Below are 16,723 nucleotides of genomic sequence, written 5' to 3'. Positions count from 1 at the left end.
TTTTGTTTGCGGGCAATGGATCAGGCTGAAACGCGTTTGCGTTGCAGGAAGACCGCCACAATGATGATCGCGCCTTGAAAGGCTCCGTTCAGGTGCGGGCTAATGAAATCGGTCAGGTTCAAGATGTTGGAAACGACACCGAGGATGAGGACGCCCGCGACGGTCCCCCACACCCTACCTTGCCCACCCGAAAGAGCGGTGCCCCCGATGATCACGGCGGCAATGGCCTCTAGTTCCCATAGCATGCCCGTGGACGGGGTCACCGCACCGAGGCGTGGCACGTAAATCAGCGTCGCAATCCCGACGCAGACGCCTTGCAGGACGTAAGTCGCGATCCGGACTTTATCGACGGATATCGCAGAGTAACGCGCCACCTCGGAATTCGACCCGATTGCGGCCACGTGACGCCCGAAGCGCAACCGCGTCAGCACCAGTTCCCCGGCGATGGCCAGAAGGCCGAAGACGATGATCGGCACCGGAATTCCGAGAACGGTCCCGTAGTATAGCGGGCGGCCCACGCCACGAAGGGCGAAATCAAGCGAGATTGACCCACCATCCGACAACCATGTGACAAGCGACCGCATGATCCCCATCGTCCCGAGGGTCACGATGAACGCTTCAACCCTGCCTTTCACAGTTAGCGTGCCGTTCACGAACCCTGCGGCTGCGCCGAGAAAGAGCGCGGCCACCAGACCCAACACCACAGCGAGCGTGGCGGAAAGCGAGGCCGACAAGCCGTTCATCACCATCACGGAAAGCCCCGCAACCAGCGCCGCCATGGCGCCGACGGACAGGTCGAGCCCGCGAGACGTGATCACGAACGTCGCCCCGATAGCGATGATGCCGATGATCGAAGACCGCGTGAGCACGTTGAGAATATTTTCGGTGGTTGAGAACGTCGGGCTGACGAGAGCCCCGACGACGACGAGAAGCGCCAAGGCCAAAAGCGGCCCGAGTTTGCCCAACAGTCCCATCAGCTTTGGAAGGGTCCGGTCGGTTTTGCCCATGTCCAGTGCCATGCTCATGCGGCATCCTCTTCATTTTCGAGCCCAAGACCGAGACGGAGAATTTCATGTTCAGAAATCTGACCATCCTCGGGTTGTGTCAGAACTCCGGATATCCGCCCGCGATCCATGACGAGGATGCGATGGGCCAATCCGATGAGTTCAGGCATTTCGGAACTGATCACCACCACCGCTTTGCCTTGTTCCGCAAGCTTGGCGATAATCCGGTAAATCTGGCTTTTCGCGCCGATGTCCACGCCGCGGGTCGGCTCGTCGAGTATGACGACCTGCGGATCGGTCGCGAGCGTCTTGGCGAGCAATAGCTTTTGCTGGTTGCCGCCGGACAGCTGGCCAGCCGTTGTAGCCGGACCTGCCGCGCGAATGTCGAACCTGGCGCGCGCCGCGTCGAAATCGGCGGCGTCCGCACGCCGATCAATGCGGGCGCCGCCAAACAGCGCGCCACTAACGAGCGTGGCATTCACCAATAGGTCCTTGTCGAGCAATAGTCCGCGCGATTTGCGATCTTCGGTGAGATAGGCGATGCCGCATTGCCATGCCTCGCGGGCGCAAGGCAGGACTTGATCCTTGCCCGAGAGCGCGAAGCGTCGCGCATGTGCCGGACGCAATCCCACCAGACCTTCGAACATCTCGGTGCGCCCTGCCCCGACCAGACCGGCCACGCCCAGAATCTCTCCGGGATACAGAGCGAACGAAGCGTCCTTGACGGGGGCGCCGATCTCGCGCGGAACATCAAGACCCTCGACCTCGAGCACGGGTCTGGCCACGACCGGTGTGATCCTCGGCACGAAGAGATCGCTCATTTCGCGACCCACCATGGCACTTGCTATATCATGCTCACTAACGTCTTGGATTGGTTTGTTCAGTGTGATCTGCCCGTCGCGCAACACGGCAACGCGATCCGCGATTTCACGCACCTCGTCCAGTCTGTGCGAGGTGAAGATCACCGTGCCACCGGCGGTCGTATAGGCGCGGATGCGATCGAACAAAGCGGCGGCTTCATCGCGACCCAGCACTGCGGTGGGCTCGTCCATAAGCAAAAGATGCGGGCGGGCTGCAAAAGCTTTTGCCAGTTCGACAATCTGCCAAGAGGCGACCGGCAACCGTGCAAGACCGGCTCCGGGAGAAATCTCCGCGTTCAAAAGCCCCAATGCCTCGCGCGCCTGGCGGTGCATCCGGGCACGGTCGATCAGGCCCCACTTTCTGGGTTCGCGTCCGAGATGGATATTCTCGGCCACCGTCATGTCAGGGATTAGCGCAAATTCCTGATGAACCAGCGTGATGCCAGCGTCCTCTACCGTGCGCAGCCCCTCGGGCAATGGGGCCTGCTTCCACAGGACATCTCCCGACTGCGGGGGCAGGTAGCCGCCGATGATCTTCATCAAGGTCGATTTACCGGCCCCGTTCTCCCCGGCCAACGCAAGAACTTCGCCTGCATTCACCTCAAGATCAACAGCCTTCAGAACGCGGTTCGCACCGAAAGCGTGAGAGATCCCGCGCAGAGACAACAAGGCGCTAGACGCTTGGTCCATGGTTGATTCTCCTCCCCCTTGCAGCGATATTATACGCGAATGGATGCATTGCAACATTCATTGCGTCGCCTGAGCAGTGTTGGATCAAAAGGCACTTGGCCCGCCGGAAAGACCGGACATTCCCGACGGAACGTCCCGAATAACGGCGGCCAGAATGGAAGCCGCTCTTCGGTCGGACAGAAAACGCCAACGAACCATTCTGTTCACGGTCTGGACGTCTTGCGTCAGACGGTCCCGCCGAGCGACGAGTCCAGAACCGCAAGCTTCTGACCACCGGCCATCATATCCTGAAGTTCGCTTTCTTCGATCTTGCCGCGCTCCGCCGTGCCAAGGGTGCGTCCACGGTTCAGAACCGTAAAACGGTCACCTACCGCCAGCGCATGGCGGATGTTGTGGGAGATAAACACCACACCAACGCCCTGTTTGCGCACCTTGTCTATGGTATGCAGCACGTTGGATGTTTGCCGCACGCCGAGCGCCGAAGTCGGTTCGTCTAGAATGAGGACTTTGGCCCCGAAATGGACCGCGCGGGCAATGGCGACGGTCTGGCGCTCACCGCCCGACAATGTGCCGACCGCCTGTTCGGGGCTTCGAAGGTTGATACCCATGCGTCGCATCTCGTCCATCGTCACCTCGTTTGCCAATTTGTAATTGAACAGGTGCACGCCCATGCGGCGCCGGGTCGGTTCATGACCCATGAAGAAGTTGCGGCTGACCGACATCAGCGGGATCATTCCGAGATCCTGATAGACCGTCGCGATGCCCCGTTCGATGGCGTCATGTGTGCTGTGAAAGGTCACCTCTTCGCCCTCGAAGTAGATCTTCCCTTCCGTGGGCGAATGCACGCCGGACATTGTCTTGATGAAGGTCGACTTCCCGGCTCCGTTATCGCCGAGGAGACAATGGCATTCGCCGGGCCTCAGATCGAACGAGACACCGTCCAATGCGATGACAGAACCGAAGTGCTTTTTGATGTTCTCAAGGCGCAAGATGGGTTGGGTCATGTCAGTCTCCCGCGCCGATAATGCGACGGCGAATATAGGTATTGGTGATCACCGCAATAAGCAGGAGACTTCCCAGGAAGACGCGAAACAGCGAGCTTTCGGCCCCTGAAAAGAACAGGCCCTGCTGGACGACACCGAACATGATCGCGCCCAGTCCGGCTCCGATCACCGACCCGTAGCCGCCGGTCAGAAGCGCGCCGCCGATGACCACACAGATGATCGCCTCGAATTCCTTGAGCAGGCCACGGTCTGCACCGGCCGAGCCAAACTCCGTCACCTGGCACATCGCGAAAATGCAGGCACAGAACGCCGTGAACATGAACATGAGTACTTTGACGCGCTTCACCGGAATACCGGCATATTCCGCGGCATGCGCATCGCCACCGGAGGCGTATATCCAGTTTCCGAAGCGTGTGCGCGTCAGGACGAACTGGCCGAAGATCACAAGGCCGATGGCCCACAGGATCAGCGCCGGCACACCGCTGACGACAGGCTGTCCTTCCATGCTCCCGCGCGAAAACGTGTCGATCCAGCCCTTTTCGGCCATCCATGTGAAGGCGAACTTGAACGCCTCACCGCCGAATATCGGGGCAAGCCAGTCGGCTTCGGCGGCAGGCTTCATGCCACTCAGAATGGTCTTGCTTGTGGTGGTGACGGACATGAAGATCGTCAGCCCGCGCAAAATGTAGAGAAACGCGAGCGTCACGATGAAACTGGGAAGTTTCGTCTTGATCACCAGGAAACCGTTGAAGGCACCAAGCGCGACCGAAAACACGAACGCGGCAATGATACCAACCCACATCGGATACCCGAAATGGACGTTCGTGATGGCTAGCACCATGCCCGAAAAGCCGATCATCGAGCCCACGGACAAATCGAACTCGCCCGCGATCATCAACAGGCAGGCGCCGACGGCGATAATCGCGAACTGCGCCGAGACGACCGACCAGTTCCGCACGCCATCGAGATTGAACATGCCATTGTCGGAGGCGATCAAAAGGAAAAAGATGATAACCAGAATCACGCCGCAAAATGACCCCATCTCCGGGCGCATCAGGAAGCGTTGAGCAATGGAAAGGGATTTTACCCTTTCGTCAGAAACGGTCTCGTCGGACATTGTTTACCTCATTGGACAAGACGGGGCCGCTTCGAACGGCCCCGCGCAAGGAACTTGAGTATGATCAGCGGAATGTGCCGATGAGCGTTTCAACCTGCCCGATATTGTCCTTGGTCAGGAACCCGGGGCCGGAATTGATGTGGTGCGGGATGCGCACGCCGTAGCGGATGTAGTTGGTCAGCAAGTTGGCCGCGAGGTAGCCTTGGAAGAACTGTTGTTGGTCGATCGACCACTGCAGGGTCCCCTCCTTGAGCGCGCCGATCATGTCGTCGGACAGCTCAAAAGACGCCCAGTAGATCTCGCCGGCAAGACCGAGTTCCTCAAGAGCCTGCAAAGTCGGATCGCCACCGTTGGGGCCGAGCGTCAGGATCGCGCTTACATCCGGGTTTGCCTTGAGATACGCGAAGGCACGGTTCTTGGCCTGGACGGGATCGCCGCCGAGATCGACCATGCGATCACCAAGGTCATCAAGACCGAGACCTTCGGCGAAACCCGCACAACGGTCGGTCAGCGGAATGTTTCCGACCTGGTGGTTGAAGCAGACGAAATCGGTCACGCCATCGGCTTTGGCGCGAACGCCACCCAGGCGGCCGGCTTCGTACTCGGGCTGACCGATATGCATCAGCGCGCCCATGGATTCCGACTGCTCTTGAGTGCCTGAGTTCACCGTGATGACAGGCATACCGTTGTCAACGGCGCCCGTGATCGCATCGCGCAAGGCGTCGTAGTCGCCGATCGTGACGATCATACCGTCGTAGTTGGCGGCGGCGGCCTGTTCGACGATACGGGCCATCTGCGCAGAATCCCCGTTCGGGGGATTGCGAATGTCGATGTTGATCCCGAGTTCTTTTTCGGCTTGGTCGAGCGTGTTCTTGATGGTGTTCCACCAGAAGTCCTCATCGCCCGAATGATAAATGTATACGAGGTTCTCGCCCTCGGCTTTTGCCATAGTGCCGAAACCGAAGCTCATGGTTGCAATCGCGGCGACTGCCACGGTCTTGAAAAATGTATTCAAGGGTTCTCCTCCCAGGTCGTGGATCCTTGGAAATAACCCGCCGCTGGACCCCGTCGCGACGGTGTTTTCGGCCCTGTCTAGCGCCGCGTGAATGCTCATCCTCCAATGACCACCCACCCAAGCGTAAACAGAAAGCAACACGCGTTGCAATTGTAAGTTTTTATCAATATACGTTTTATTGCGACCATGGATCGCAAACCGATCATGGCCACGCCTTTCTGGGGAAGAAACGGTGCCGGAATGTGCGGTGGCGACTGTCGCGTCGACATACCGGCGCGACCATCCAGGGAGGAAGTCATGAAAGATGAAGCACAACCCCTAAGCGACGACCGCCGCCGAAAGGTCTGGATCAACCGGACGGATGGCGAACTCGACGATTTGGTGCGCCTGTGCGACCGCGAGACACGTCTCGAGGATTGGCCCCACGCTCAGGCTACCGAGCAGAATGTGTTGATCTATGATGCCGCCAAAGCGGCCGAGACGCGCGGCGAAGAGCGCCTTGCGTTGATGGCGGAATGGGCGACGGCCTTTCGCACCGGACCCGGCGTGATCGTCTTACGGGGTGCAATCCCGAACGCGGCGGTGATGGATCGCGCGACCGAGGTGTTTTCCGCGATCATCGCGGAGGAAAAGGACGCCAGTGCACGCGGGGATTATTTCATTACCGCCGGATCGAATGACCGAGTGTGGAATTCGCTTCAGAAACACTGCCTGGCGGACCCGAAGAATTTTGCAGACTACTTCAGCTATTCCGCGATCGACATGGCGTGCCGGGCATGGCTTGGACCGGGATACCAGATGACGGCGCAGTGCTTTCGGGTCAATCCCGGCGGCAAGGCGCAGGACGCGCATCGCGACTATCACCTCGGGTTCATGACACCGGAACGGCAAGAGGCCTATCCTGCCCATGTTCAGGAGCTATCGCCAATGCTGACCCTTCAGGGTGGTGTCGCGCATATTGACATGCCCCTTGAGACCGGACCGACCCTGTATCTGCCCTACAGCCAGATGTACTTCGAAGGCTATCTTGCGTTCGAACGTCCGGAATTTCAGGACTATTTCCAGTCCGCACGCTCGCAATTGCCGATGAACAAGGGCGATGCGATCTTCTTCAACCCCGCGGTCATGCATTGTGCGGGGGCAAATGTCACCGAGGACCGGTTCCGGCTTGTGAACCTGCTACAGGTCTCCTCGGCGATGGGCCGACCCATGGAAGCCATTGATCGCACAAGAATGATCACGGCGCTCTTCCCCGTGCTCTCCGGCGGCGGCTGGAGCGAAGACGCGCTTGAGCGGATCATAAGCGCAAGTGCCGAAGGCTATGCCTTTCCAACCAATCTTGACACCGATCCTGCGGTCGGGGGGATGTCGCCACGCACCCATGCCGACCTGATGCGCGATGCCCTCGCCGACGGCACCACACCCGCCGCGTTCACTGCCCTGATCGACACGCTCGACGCCCGACGTCGCGGCTGACGTCACCGCTTCGTACCGCGAACGCCTCGCCGGAAATCATTTATGGCGAGGCGTTTTTCGTTCTTAGGGACACGTCGTCGCCGTTAGAGCAGCAAGCGTTTTTTCGTCGTCGGGAAGGCGCGCACCATTGACCGGTCAGGGTGGGACGGTCGCGGCGGGGTGTCGATCTTTTGCGCCTGGCCTGTCTCGGCGGCCTTCTCGATCGCCAGAAGTGCGCGCATGTCCGCCAGCCCTTCTCCGCCGTCCGGTTCAGGCAGGGTCCCGTTCACGATACAGTCGGAAAAGTAGGACACCTGACCGGCAAAGTGATCCGTGTGCATGAACGTTTCGAAGGCGAAACTGTCATCGTTTCGGCGTTGCAGGGTCGTCGGGGTCTCGAACCGGAAGGCAGGGTCGAGCGTGAGGCTCCCCTTTGTCCCGACGACGGTATAGCAATCCTTGCTGTTCGCGCCAAAGCTCGCAATGAATTGCGCCAACCGGCCATGCGGGAAGCTAAGCGTGACCGCGATGCTTTCCTCCACATCGGAAAACATTGGATTGTTGTCGCCGTGACTGCGCACGGCCGTCACCTCGACAGGCTCTTCACCAAAGACATGCCGGACCGCATTGAGACAATAGACGCCGACATCCTGAAGTGGCCCGCCCCAGTGACCCGCCTTGAGCCGGTGGTTGTCCGGATCGGGCATAAAGGAGAAAACCGCGCTGAAGATGCGCGGATCACCGATCTCTCCGGCTCTAATCCGTTCGAGCACATCGACAGTTCCCTGCTCGTTGTGCAACCGGTAGGCGGTCACGAGAAATACGCCGTTTTCCTCGGCCGCTGCGACCATCGCGGTCCCGTCCTCAAGCGACGTCGCCAGAGGTTTCTCGACAAGGATGTGTTTCCCCGCCCGCGCGGCACGGATTGTAAAATCGGCATGCATCGAGTTCGGCAACGCGACATAGACGGCGTCACATACATCTGCGGCAAGCATTTCGTCGTACTGCTCGTAGGAATAGACATGCGGAACCGTATGAAAATCCGCAAGCATCCTGGCCTTGTCTATCGACCCTGAGACGATGGCGGAAATGTTGGAATTCTCGGTTTGGCTGACCCCGGGCATGAACGCCTCCTGCGATATCCAGCCTGCGCCAACCACGGCATAGCGAATTTTCTTCATTATCCTCCCCTTTAGATATTCTTGTAACCGCGTCAGACGGTCTATCGACGCGTACGAGATGTCAGGCCTCGGCAAATTGCCAATATTAAAGTCCGTGCCGGCGCTATCTCGCCTTTGTCGACATGCAGCCCCTCCGATAGGCACATATGAAGCCTTTTTGACACTTCGCTGTCCCGGGTCGGACAATGCCGAAATGTTCATTGCGTCCGGCCATTGAAAACCGGCCACTTCACTCGCCGCTAGAATGATCCCGATCTTCACGTGCGTGGCCCGGTTCCCGTCCTGCCGAGACGACAACAATGATCATTGCTAAACGTTATTCATGTCAATAAGTATTTCTTTGTCAACATAGACTGGGCGCAGACAATGGCCCGGGCGCGACACTGCATCTACGGCGATCATACGATCCGACAGCCGTCCCGACGCCGTTTCCGGTCGAAAGGCTTTGCCTTGAAGCGCCTTGTGCGGCACGGGACCCCCGCTCGGTTCTGCGGTCTTTCGCTGCCTGCTCGCGAACACGATCGGGACCCCAGATGAGCCACGCGTCGATCGGTTTTGCCGCAAACTTGGCCGCGCGATGGAACCCCCCGTCCAGCAGATGTAATTATGCTGCGAGCCCGGCCAAGATCTGAAACACAGATGCCCCGTTTGCCCGGATCTGACCCTTTCGGATCATGTGTGCAGCCTCGATCCCGGCGCTGGTGGCAGCGGCGGAATGGAACGCCTTGAAGCCCAGCATCGGGCGCGTAATCCGTTTGATGAAGCGGTGGTCTTGTTCGAGGATATTATTGAGGTATTTAAGCTGCCGAATCTCGACGGTGCGGCCGCTGGGGGTGAGTTTCAAGACCCCTATGATCGCCTGAAGTCCCGCTAGGTTGGCGCTGCTCTTGTCAATGACAACCCGATCTGGAGCGCCGTTTGCGCTGATCGCTTGCTTCAAGAAGCGCCGGGCGGCGGCTAGGTCACGGCGCTCAGAAATCATAAAATCAAGGATTTGGCCGTCGCGGTCCACGGCACGGTGGAGGTAGGTCCACCGACCTTTCACCTTGATGTAGGTTTCATCCATCCGCCATGACGAAATCGTCGTCCGCTTCCTGGCTCACGCCCGAACCGCAATCAGCGGTCCAAATTTCACCACCCGGCGGAACACGCCCGATAATTCGGGCAGCGTCCATTCGAGTGACACCCACCAGTCGTTCCAAAAACTCAGGAGGAAGCGAAAACCCAAAGCGGGCTACAACATCGGGACCCACTTCCAGCTGAACGCGCTCCGTGTCCAACAGAAGCCCGTCCAAATCCAAAAGCACGACCGAGATGTTGTAATTCATTGTACTGGCTCCCAAGAGACCGTTCCCTCGGAGTTAGATGGACCTACGCAACCGGGTAGCCGGAGTGAATCCAATGGCATCACATGCCGTGTGATGTGGAACCGGACATTGCGACCCGTCCGAGCAGAGGGATGCGCTGTGTTCAAAACAGAATGGATGATCGTTCGTACTACAGAAGACCCTTCCTGTTGCCTGATGACCGACGAACGAACACTTCAAATCAGCAATCAAACTGAGATCCGATACACCTGAATCATTTTTCCGCAAACACTTTGGATACATGCGCAGCCGCCGCAAGGTTCGCGGCCTCGGCCGCCGTCTCGAGGTCATCCCCGAAGCAAAGCCGTGCCGCCAATGTCCCGACAAAGCGATCACCTGCGCCATGCGTGCTGACGAGTTTCACGGGAATGGCAGGTAACGCACTAGATCCACTTGAATCGGCGATGGCGAGACCGTCGCCGCCGGCCGTGACAACGACAGATGGCAGTTGCTCCACCAAAACCTTCGCGGCCTTTTCCGCGGAGGCAAGACTATCCACGGCCACACCACACATGGCTTCTGCCTCAACGGCATTGACCACAAGGATATCGACGAGACCAAGGAACTCGCTGGACATGGGTCTGTAGGGTGCCGCATTCAGGATGACAGGAAGGCCACGCTGATGGGCTGCTTCCGCAGCGGCGATATTGACCGCCTCGGGCACCTCGTTTTGCAAAATAAGCACCTTCGCACCGTCCCAGAGCGCCGCATCCGACAAATGCCCTTTGTCGATCGCAAGGTTGGTGCCCGAAACGATGACCGCCCCATAATCGCCGGTCGCATCGCTGATCGCCACGCTCATTCCCGAGGCTTGGCCAGGAAGTTCATCGACCCAGCGATCCTCAACGCCGCCGCTTGTCAGGTTCTCGCGCATGAATTGCCCAAACGCGTCGTCGCCAAGGGCGCCAACCATCCGTGAGGCACAACCTGCCGCAGCAGCCGCGACAGCCTGATTGCCGCCCTTGCCCCCGAACTTCCGGAACCATCGCTGGCCAGTGACAGTCTCACCTGCGACAGGGCGATGCGGGGCCTCGATGACAATATCGTGGTGGAGGCTGCCAACCGTGACAGCGCAGGGCTTTGTCGTCATGTCTTGTTCCGTTCAGGTGTTTCGCTTGGTCTCGACGGCACCCATGGTGCGGGCAAGCTGGCTTTCCGCTCGCTTCAGATCCCGTTGAGCGACCGCCACGAATATCGCGTCCATGATATTGAGCTGCGCGATGCGGGCGGCTGCATTCTCACCCAGCAAGGGCGAGCCCTGCGCGGTCGAGCAAAGCACGATATCCGCGATCTTGGTGATGGGCGCATCGGCGTAATTGGTGATCGCAATGGTCCGCGCACCGTTCTGCCGCGCCAGCCGGGCCGCATCGACGATCGCAGAGGTCGCCCCGGAATGCGAAAAGCAGACCGCCACATCCTGCGTATCGAGAAGTGAGGCCGACATCAGCATCATATGGCTGTCGTCATGCACATTGCTGCGCAACCCGATCCGCAGGAATTTATGGGAAACGTCGCGCGCAATCTGAGCCGACCCGCCGACGCCATAAAAATCGCGTACTTTGGCTTGGTACAGGAGGTCCGCCGCACGGTCGAAGGCTTCGATATCGAGGATCGACATCGTCTCTTCCAGCGCCTGTGTCGCGGTCCGGAACACCTTCTGCACGATATCGGCAGAGCTGTCCTCGGGCGAAATCTCACTGTGAAGCGACGCGACATCCGTCTGCTTGTAAACCACCAGCGCCTCGCGCAATTCACGAAAGCCGTTGAACCCCATTTTCTTCGCGATCTTTACGATCATCGCATCTGACACGCCGGCGTCGTCCGAGACCGCCCGTAGTGAGGTGCTGAGCGATAGGTCATTGCGCCCGGTGATCGTATCCATGACCCGCGCTTCAAGCGGCGTCAGAAACGGCATTTTCATCCGGATCTGTGCACCAATGGTGCGCGGGTCTGTTACTCCAATCATGCGGCTCCTCGCGTGGCTCGGTCGATCAACATTGCAACGAGTATGATAATGCCAGTTGCTAGAAGTTGATAGAAGGCTTGGACATTCATAAGCGTAAGACCGTTGGTCAACGCACCAAGGATGATTGCGCCAAGCAGAGTGCCAACGACAGAACCTTTGCCGCCCATCAAGGAGGCCCCTCCGATGGCGGCTGCGGCGATGGCATCAAGCTCCCAAAGGTTGCCCATGGTTGGGTCAGCTGCCCCCAATCTCCCAATGAGAATCATGGCAGCGATCGATGCAAGCCCGCCAGAAAGAACATAGACCGTAATTTTAGTGCGGACCACCGGCACACCGGCTATCCGTGCGGCCTCTTGATTCCCGCCGACTGCAAGGATGTATTCCCCGAGCGGGCTCCGGTTCAATACAATCCATAGTACCAGCGCGATAATCGCGACGATAACAACTGGGGTCGGCACTCCGAAGAGATCCCCATTGATAACCGCCCGGAACTCCTGCGGGATGCCAAATATCGGGTTGCCGCCCGTGACGATCAGAGAAAGAGCGCGGAAGAGGGACAGACCACCCAGCGTCACAATAAAGGGCTGAAGCCCTGCCACGGCGACCAGCGTGCCCGAGAAGACGCCGCAGGCCATCCCAGTCAGAAGGGCACCAAGCAGGGCGAGCGGGATTGGCACACCTGCGGCCATCATGGTCGCCCCGACAACCGCCGAAATCGCAGCGGTCGGCCCTACTGAGAGATCAATGCCACCAGAAATGATCACGAAGGTCATGCCGAGGGCGATGCACGCGTTGATCGACGACTGCTGCAAAATGTTAAGCAGGTTTGCACCGGTGAGGAAGACCGGGTTGAGGAATGAAAAGACCGCGAAGATCAGGATCAAGCCCAGAAGGGTGCCGGCATCGCGGATGTTCACGGTAAAGCGGCGACCGGTGGTCTGTTGGGTCGCGGTGCCGGACGAGCGGACGTTCGATTGTGCAGTCATGCCTGAACCTCGTAGTTCGGAGCGGAAGCCGAGCTTCCGGTGGCCTTGGATTTGGGGATTGCCAAAGCGGCGATCTGTTCTTCGGTGATGTCAGAGCCAGTTAGGGTGCCGGCGATTTCGCCTTCCCGCATGACCATGACGCGATCAGAAACCCTAATGATTTCTGGAAGTTCGGAGCTGACCACCACGATCGACTTGCCAGAGGCGGCAAGTTCTTCGATCAGGTCGTATATTTCGGATTTCGCCCCGATATCGATCCCTCGTGTCGGCTCATCGAACAGCAGGATATCGACATCGGCTGCGAGCCAGCGGCCAATGATGGCCTTCTGCTGATTGCCGCCGGAGAATTGCCCGATGGGCCGCTGCACGTCTGGCGGTCGCAGGCGCATCTTGCTCATCAATTCGGTGGCCTCAGCATGAAGTTCACGCCGCTTGATCAGCCCGCCCGCGCTGAAACGATCCATGCAGGGCAAGGCAATGTTGGCCGCAACCGAGCGCGATTTGACGATTCCGTCCTTCTTGCGTTCCTCGGGCACGAGGCCGATTCCGCTGGCAATTGCATGACGTGGGGTCCGCAAGGCGGCTTCTTTGCCGCAGACAGTGATCTTGCCGCCGGTCGCCCGGTCGATCCCGGCAACAAGCCGCAGGAGTTCGGTCCGCCCGGACCCGACCAGACCGGCAATGCCAAGGACTTCGCCGCGGCAAACCTCAAAGCTCGCGTTGCGGATCATCTTTCCGTCACCGAGCCCGTCGACCTGCATCATGACCTCTTCGGTCGCGAAACTGCGGTGCGTCGCGGCCTGCAACTCGCGTCCGACCATCTTGGCGATAACCTGATCCTGACTGATGCCCGCCATATCGACGGTGTCAATGAACTGCCCATCCCGAAGGATTGTGGCACGATCACAGATCCGGAACACCTCATCCATCTTGTGCGACACATAGATAATAGACACACCCTTACCTGCGAGCTCCGCAATAAGCTCGGCCAACCGCTCAAATTCAGAGGGTGTCAAACTTGAGGTCGGTTCATCCATCGCGATGATCTTGGCGTCGTCTAGAAGCGCGCGCGCGATCTCAACGATCTGCTGCTGCGCAACCTTGAGCTCATGGATCGGCGTGGCCGGATTAATACTTGGATCAAGCCCGGCGAGGATTTCCCGCGCTTTTCGCTCCTGCCCAGAACGGTCGACGAGAAGGCCCCCTACCCGTTTCATCGGTCGCCCGAGGAAGAGGTTCTGCGCCACGGTGAGGGCGGGAATATGCTGAAGTTCCTGATGAATCATAGCGATCCCGGCAGCCCTCGCGTCCGCAGGGGATGAGAGGTGTACCTCGGCGCCGTCAATCTTGATTTCACCCATGTCAGCCGAGAGAACGGCGGAGAGTACATTCAAAAGCGTCGATTTTCCGGCACCGTTCTCACCCAAAAGGCCGTGAACTTCACCAGGACGCACCTCAAAAGATACGCCGCTGAGGGCCTTGATACCCGGAAAGCTCTTTTCGATTCCGTTGAGCGCGAGGCGAGATGGCGTATACGTCATGGGTTCGATCCTTTCGGCGCTCCGCTAGCAGAGCGCTCGCAATTCTGCCCTCCGCGTGTGTCCGCATCTGGCCGGAAGGCTGCGGGAGACAGGGAGGATGCCTCCCGCAGACCCGATGGGTGGGCGGCCCGGAGGCCGCCTGCCCGTTTTACTGAGCGAGGAGGGTTTCCCGCAGTTGATCGACATCCTCGATCGCGTAGTCCGCAACGTTTTCGGCGGTGATCAGAGCCTGCGGCGTTGCAACAACACGGGGTAGGTCCTGGCCACCGAGGAGACGAAGCACGACTTCCATCGCCACTTCGCCAGTCAGAACCGGGAAACTATCCACCGTACCAGTCAGGTCACCGTTGCGGATCGAATTATAGGCGTCCGAAATCCCATCGGTGCCGAAGACCGCAACCTGCTCAGCCTTGCCCGCCGCTTTAACCGCTTCGACAACCCCGAGGGCCATGCCGTCGTTGTTGGCATAGAAGCCGATCAGATCCGGGTGCTGCTGAAGGATGGTCGAGGCCGTGTTATAGGCCTTTTCACGGCTCCAGTTTGCGGGAACCGAAGCAACCACGTCGAAGCCATCCACTGCCTCAATGGTGGCGGTGAAACCATCGGTCCGTTGGGCCGCAGCATAGACGCCCGGCTGACCTTCGATCACGGCAACTTTGCCGCCTTCCGGGTGGTTTTCGATGAACCATTGGGCCACACGCACACCGTTGTCGCGCTGAACGTTGCCGACATAGTTCGCAACGGACGGAATTACCGCATCATTCACGTTGAGCACCGGAATACCCTTGGCGGTCGCGCTTTCCAGCGCCGGTTGCAGATTGTTGTCGGTCTGCGGTGAGAACAGCAGGGCATTATAGCCTTGAAGGATCATGTTCTCGGCGATCGAGAGCTGACCAAGCTGGTCACCTTCGCTTGGGGCAGCTTGATAGGCGAACCCGAGGCCGAACTCATCGGCGACGTTCTTGTAGCCTTCACCGAGGGAGCGCCAGTATTCATTGGTCAGTGTCTTTGAGACGCCCCCAATCTTCGTCCCCTCCGCCGGGGTCGGGATTGCGCCGAATGTGGCCTCAAGCTGGCTCCAATCTATGCGATCCGGTTCCTCGTCTGAGTTCAGCGGCGCGAGGTCCTGCGCCATGGCGAAGCTTGCGAAAACAGAGAGCGCGCCTGCAAGCAAGGTCGCTTTGGTCACTTTAGTCATGGGTCTCCCCCCTTTTTGACTGTGGATTTGGTCTATGGTTTCAGCAACCAGCCATAATGCGTCCTATTGCACGTTGGCTGAGCGGTGAATTCTGGTCGGCTATGGCGGACTTGAGGGCATTGTCCCCATCAAGCTTCCCGGCGATTTTCATCAGGCGTTCCACCGTTTCGATGTTGGTGGCGCATTCCTCGACCGGGTCGATCCCAGACGCATCCGGGAAAGTGTCGAAGTAGATCACTCCGTCATACCCATCGCGCGTGATCTGCCACAGAAGTTCCAGAGTGGCCTGCGGATGGACAGCACCGACCATCAAACCATCGTCACGCTTGGCATAGCCATCGTTCAGGTGGACGCCGAGCAAACGCGAACGGCGCTTGACGAGGGTCGCGGCATAGGCAGGCATCTCGTCGGCATAGAGGACATGCGCGAAGTCGATGGTGACGCCCAGATTGCCGGTGCCGATTTCGTCGATAGCGAGCAGCGTGGTCGCGACATCTGGCAGGAGCGCGAAGGAGCGCGGTTCGTTCGGTTTGTATTCGATCGAGATCATGCAGTCCGGGGCGTGCTCTGCCACTTCACGGATCGCATCGATCTCATCCTGCCACATGCGATTGTAATCGCCCTGGAAGCTGTAATCGAAGCCGTCTTGTCCCAACCAGAGGGTCATCAGCGGGGCGTCCATTTCCATAGCGGCATCGATCCCACGTTTGGTCAGATCGATCGCTTCGCGACGCACGGCGGCTTCGGGATGGGTAAAGGCACCAAGCTTGAAACCCGGGTTGGTGTAATAACGCATCGCGAGGCCGTTCACCTCGAGCCCGAAATCATTGATCCGCGCCTTCACAACCCGAGGATCATCGGAAACGTGATCCGGATAGTTGAGGTCGACATGGGTCAATCCCGGCACTTTGGCGGCACGTTCGGCCATCATCATGGGGGTGGGTTTTCCCGAGAGATCCGGCCAAGCGGTCTCGGCCTTCGCCGCGAAAGAATTCAGGCGGGTCGCAAATCTGGTCATATGGCCTCCCTTTCAGTTCTTCACACGAAACACTAAAGTTGTGAAGTTGTCAACAGGAGCATTCTCCGGATAAACCATTGGAATCCCGCGCGTCGCGAAAAGCACCCTCCATTTAACCCCTCGCCAACGATACCCTTTTGCGGCGCTTCTTTTTTTTGGGTTCAGGTCCTGGTCCTCCCCCACTGACGTGGTCCATCGAAATGTTTAGGCTCTGGACCCATTGATTCTGTTGGCTTCTCGTGATTCAGGCTCCGCAAGGAGGCCTTGAAAATGAGCAATCTCTACTGGCTGAGCGAAGATCAGATGGCACGGCTTCGGCCG

At 58.9% G+C, this 16,723-nt stretch carries 14 protein-coding genes and 1 pseudogene; 1 reads left to right on the top strand and 14 read right to left on the bottom strand.

Going from position 1 to position 16,723, the window contains the following annotated elements; genetic code table 11:
* Positions 1 to 20 precede the first annotated feature (20 nt).
* The 5 genes from B8991_RS18435 to B8991_RS18415 form a co-directional block, all read right to left on the bottom strand.
* On the bottom strand, positions 21 to 1,025 hold the full coding sequence (locus tag B8991_RS18435; RefSeq protein WP_084354612.1) for an ABC transporter permease: 1,005 nt from the start codon (positions 1,023 to 1,025) through the stop codon (positions 21 to 23).
* Positions 1,022 to 2,554, bottom strand: coding sequence for a sugar ABC transporter ATP-binding protein (locus B8991_RS18430; RefSeq protein WP_084354609.1), 1,533 nt, complete (start codon positions 2,552 to 2,554; stop codon positions 1,022 to 1,024). Before B8991_RS18430 ends, B8991_RS18435 begins: the two co-directional genes overlap by 4 nt.
* A gap of 224 nt (positions 2,555 to 2,778) precedes the next feature.
* Positions 2,779 to 3,558: an ATP-binding cassette domain-containing protein gene (locus tag B8991_RS18425; protein ID WP_084354606.1), complete on the bottom strand. Its 780-nt coding sequence runs from the start codon at positions 3,556 to 3,558 to the stop codon at positions 2,779 to 2,781.
* Position 3,559: 1 nt separating this feature from the next.
* Complete coding sequence (locus B8991_RS18420; protein ID WP_084354603.1) at positions 3,560 to 4,675, bottom strand: ABC transporter permease; 1,116 nt, start codon at positions 4,673 to 4,675, stop codon at positions 3,560 to 3,562.
* Positions 4,676 to 4,739: 64 nt separating this feature from the next.
* Positions 4,740 to 5,690, bottom strand: coding sequence for a sugar ABC transporter substrate-binding protein (locus tag B8991_RS18415; RefSeq protein WP_218673258.1), 951 nt, complete (start codon positions 5,688 to 5,690; stop codon positions 4,740 to 4,742).
* 297 nt (positions 5,691 to 5,987) lie between these two features.
* Here B8991_RS18415 and B8991_RS18410 point away from each other — a divergent pair, with 297 nt between their 5' ends.
* Positions 5,988 to 7,166, top strand: a complete 1,179-nt coding sequence (locus B8991_RS18410) for a phytanoyl-CoA dioxygenase family protein (protein ID WP_084354598.1) — start codon at positions 5,988 to 5,990, stop codon at positions 7,164 to 7,166.
* Positions 7,167 to 7,249: 83 nt separating this feature from the next.
* On the opposite strand, the gene B8991_RS18405 is transcribed toward B8991_RS18410, so the two are convergent.
* From B8991_RS18405 to B8991_RS18370, 9 genes and pseudogenes are all read right to left on the bottom strand, one after another.
* The gene (locus B8991_RS18405; RefSeq protein WP_084354596.1) at positions 7,250 to 8,326 is read right to left on the bottom strand and encodes a Gfo/Idh/MocA family protein; all 1,077 of its coding nucleotides are present in this window, start codon (positions 8,324 to 8,326) and stop codon (positions 7,250 to 7,252) included.
* Positions 8,327 to 8,930: 604 nt separating this feature from the next.
* Positions 8,931 to 9,470 (bottom strand): annotated as a pseudogene (locus B8991_RS18400) (IS6 family transposase); the annotation flags it as partial.
* Entirely contained in the window at positions 9,385 to 9,654 is a 270-nt protein-coding gene (locus tag B8991_RS21580) for a hypothetical protein (protein WP_179141540.1), read from the bottom strand. The pseudogene B8991_RS18400 and the gene B8991_RS21580, both read right to left, overlap by 86 nt.
* A gap of 253 nt (positions 9,655 to 9,907) precedes the next feature.
* Positions 9,908 to 10,783, bottom strand: coding sequence for a PfkB family carbohydrate kinase (locus B8991_RS18395; RefSeq protein ID WP_084354592.1), 876 nt, complete (start codon positions 10,781 to 10,783; stop codon positions 9,908 to 9,910).
* A 12-nt stretch (positions 10,784 to 10,795) separates the two neighbouring features.
* A complete protein-coding gene (locus B8991_RS18390; RefSeq protein WP_084354590.1) occupies positions 10,796 to 11,659 on the bottom strand; it encodes a MurR/RpiR family transcriptional regulator in 864 nt (287 codons plus the stop codon).
* Positions 11,656 to 12,645 (bottom strand): ABC transporter permease, encoded by a 990-nt coding sequence (locus B8991_RS18385; RefSeq protein WP_084354587.1) that lies wholly within the window; start codon positions 12,643 to 12,645, stop codon positions 11,656 to 11,658. The genes B8991_RS18390 and B8991_RS18385 overlap by 4 nt, the downstream gene beginning before the upstream one ends.
* The gene (locus tag B8991_RS18380) at positions 12,642 to 14,186 is read right to left on the bottom strand and encodes a sugar ABC transporter ATP-binding protein (protein ID WP_084354584.1); all 1,545 of its coding nucleotides are present in this window, start codon (positions 14,184 to 14,186) and stop codon (positions 12,642 to 12,644) included. Before B8991_RS18380 ends, B8991_RS18385 begins: the two co-directional genes overlap by 4 nt.
* A gap of 148 nt (positions 14,187 to 14,334) precedes the next feature.
* Positions 14,335 to 15,321, bottom strand: coding sequence for a sugar ABC transporter substrate-binding protein (locus tag B8991_RS18375; protein WP_235866693.1), 987 nt, complete (start codon positions 15,319 to 15,321; stop codon positions 14,335 to 14,337).
* Positions 15,322 to 15,424: 103 nt separating this feature from the next.
* On the bottom strand, positions 15,425 to 16,402 hold the full coding sequence (locus tag B8991_RS18370) for a sugar phosphate isomerase/epimerase family protein (RefSeq protein ID WP_084354579.1): 978 nt from the start codon (positions 16,400 to 16,402) through the stop codon (positions 15,425 to 15,427).
* Between the last annotated feature and the right edge of the window lie 321 nt (positions 16,403 to 16,723).

The sequence above is a fragment of the Primorskyibacter flagellatus genome (genome assembly GCF_900176485.1).
Taxonomy (GTDB): Bacteria; Pseudomonadota; Alphaproteobacteria; order Rhodobacterales; family Rhodobacteraceae; genus Primorskyibacter; species Primorskyibacter flagellatus.
This window is presented reverse-complemented; position numbering and strand designations above follow the sequence as displayed.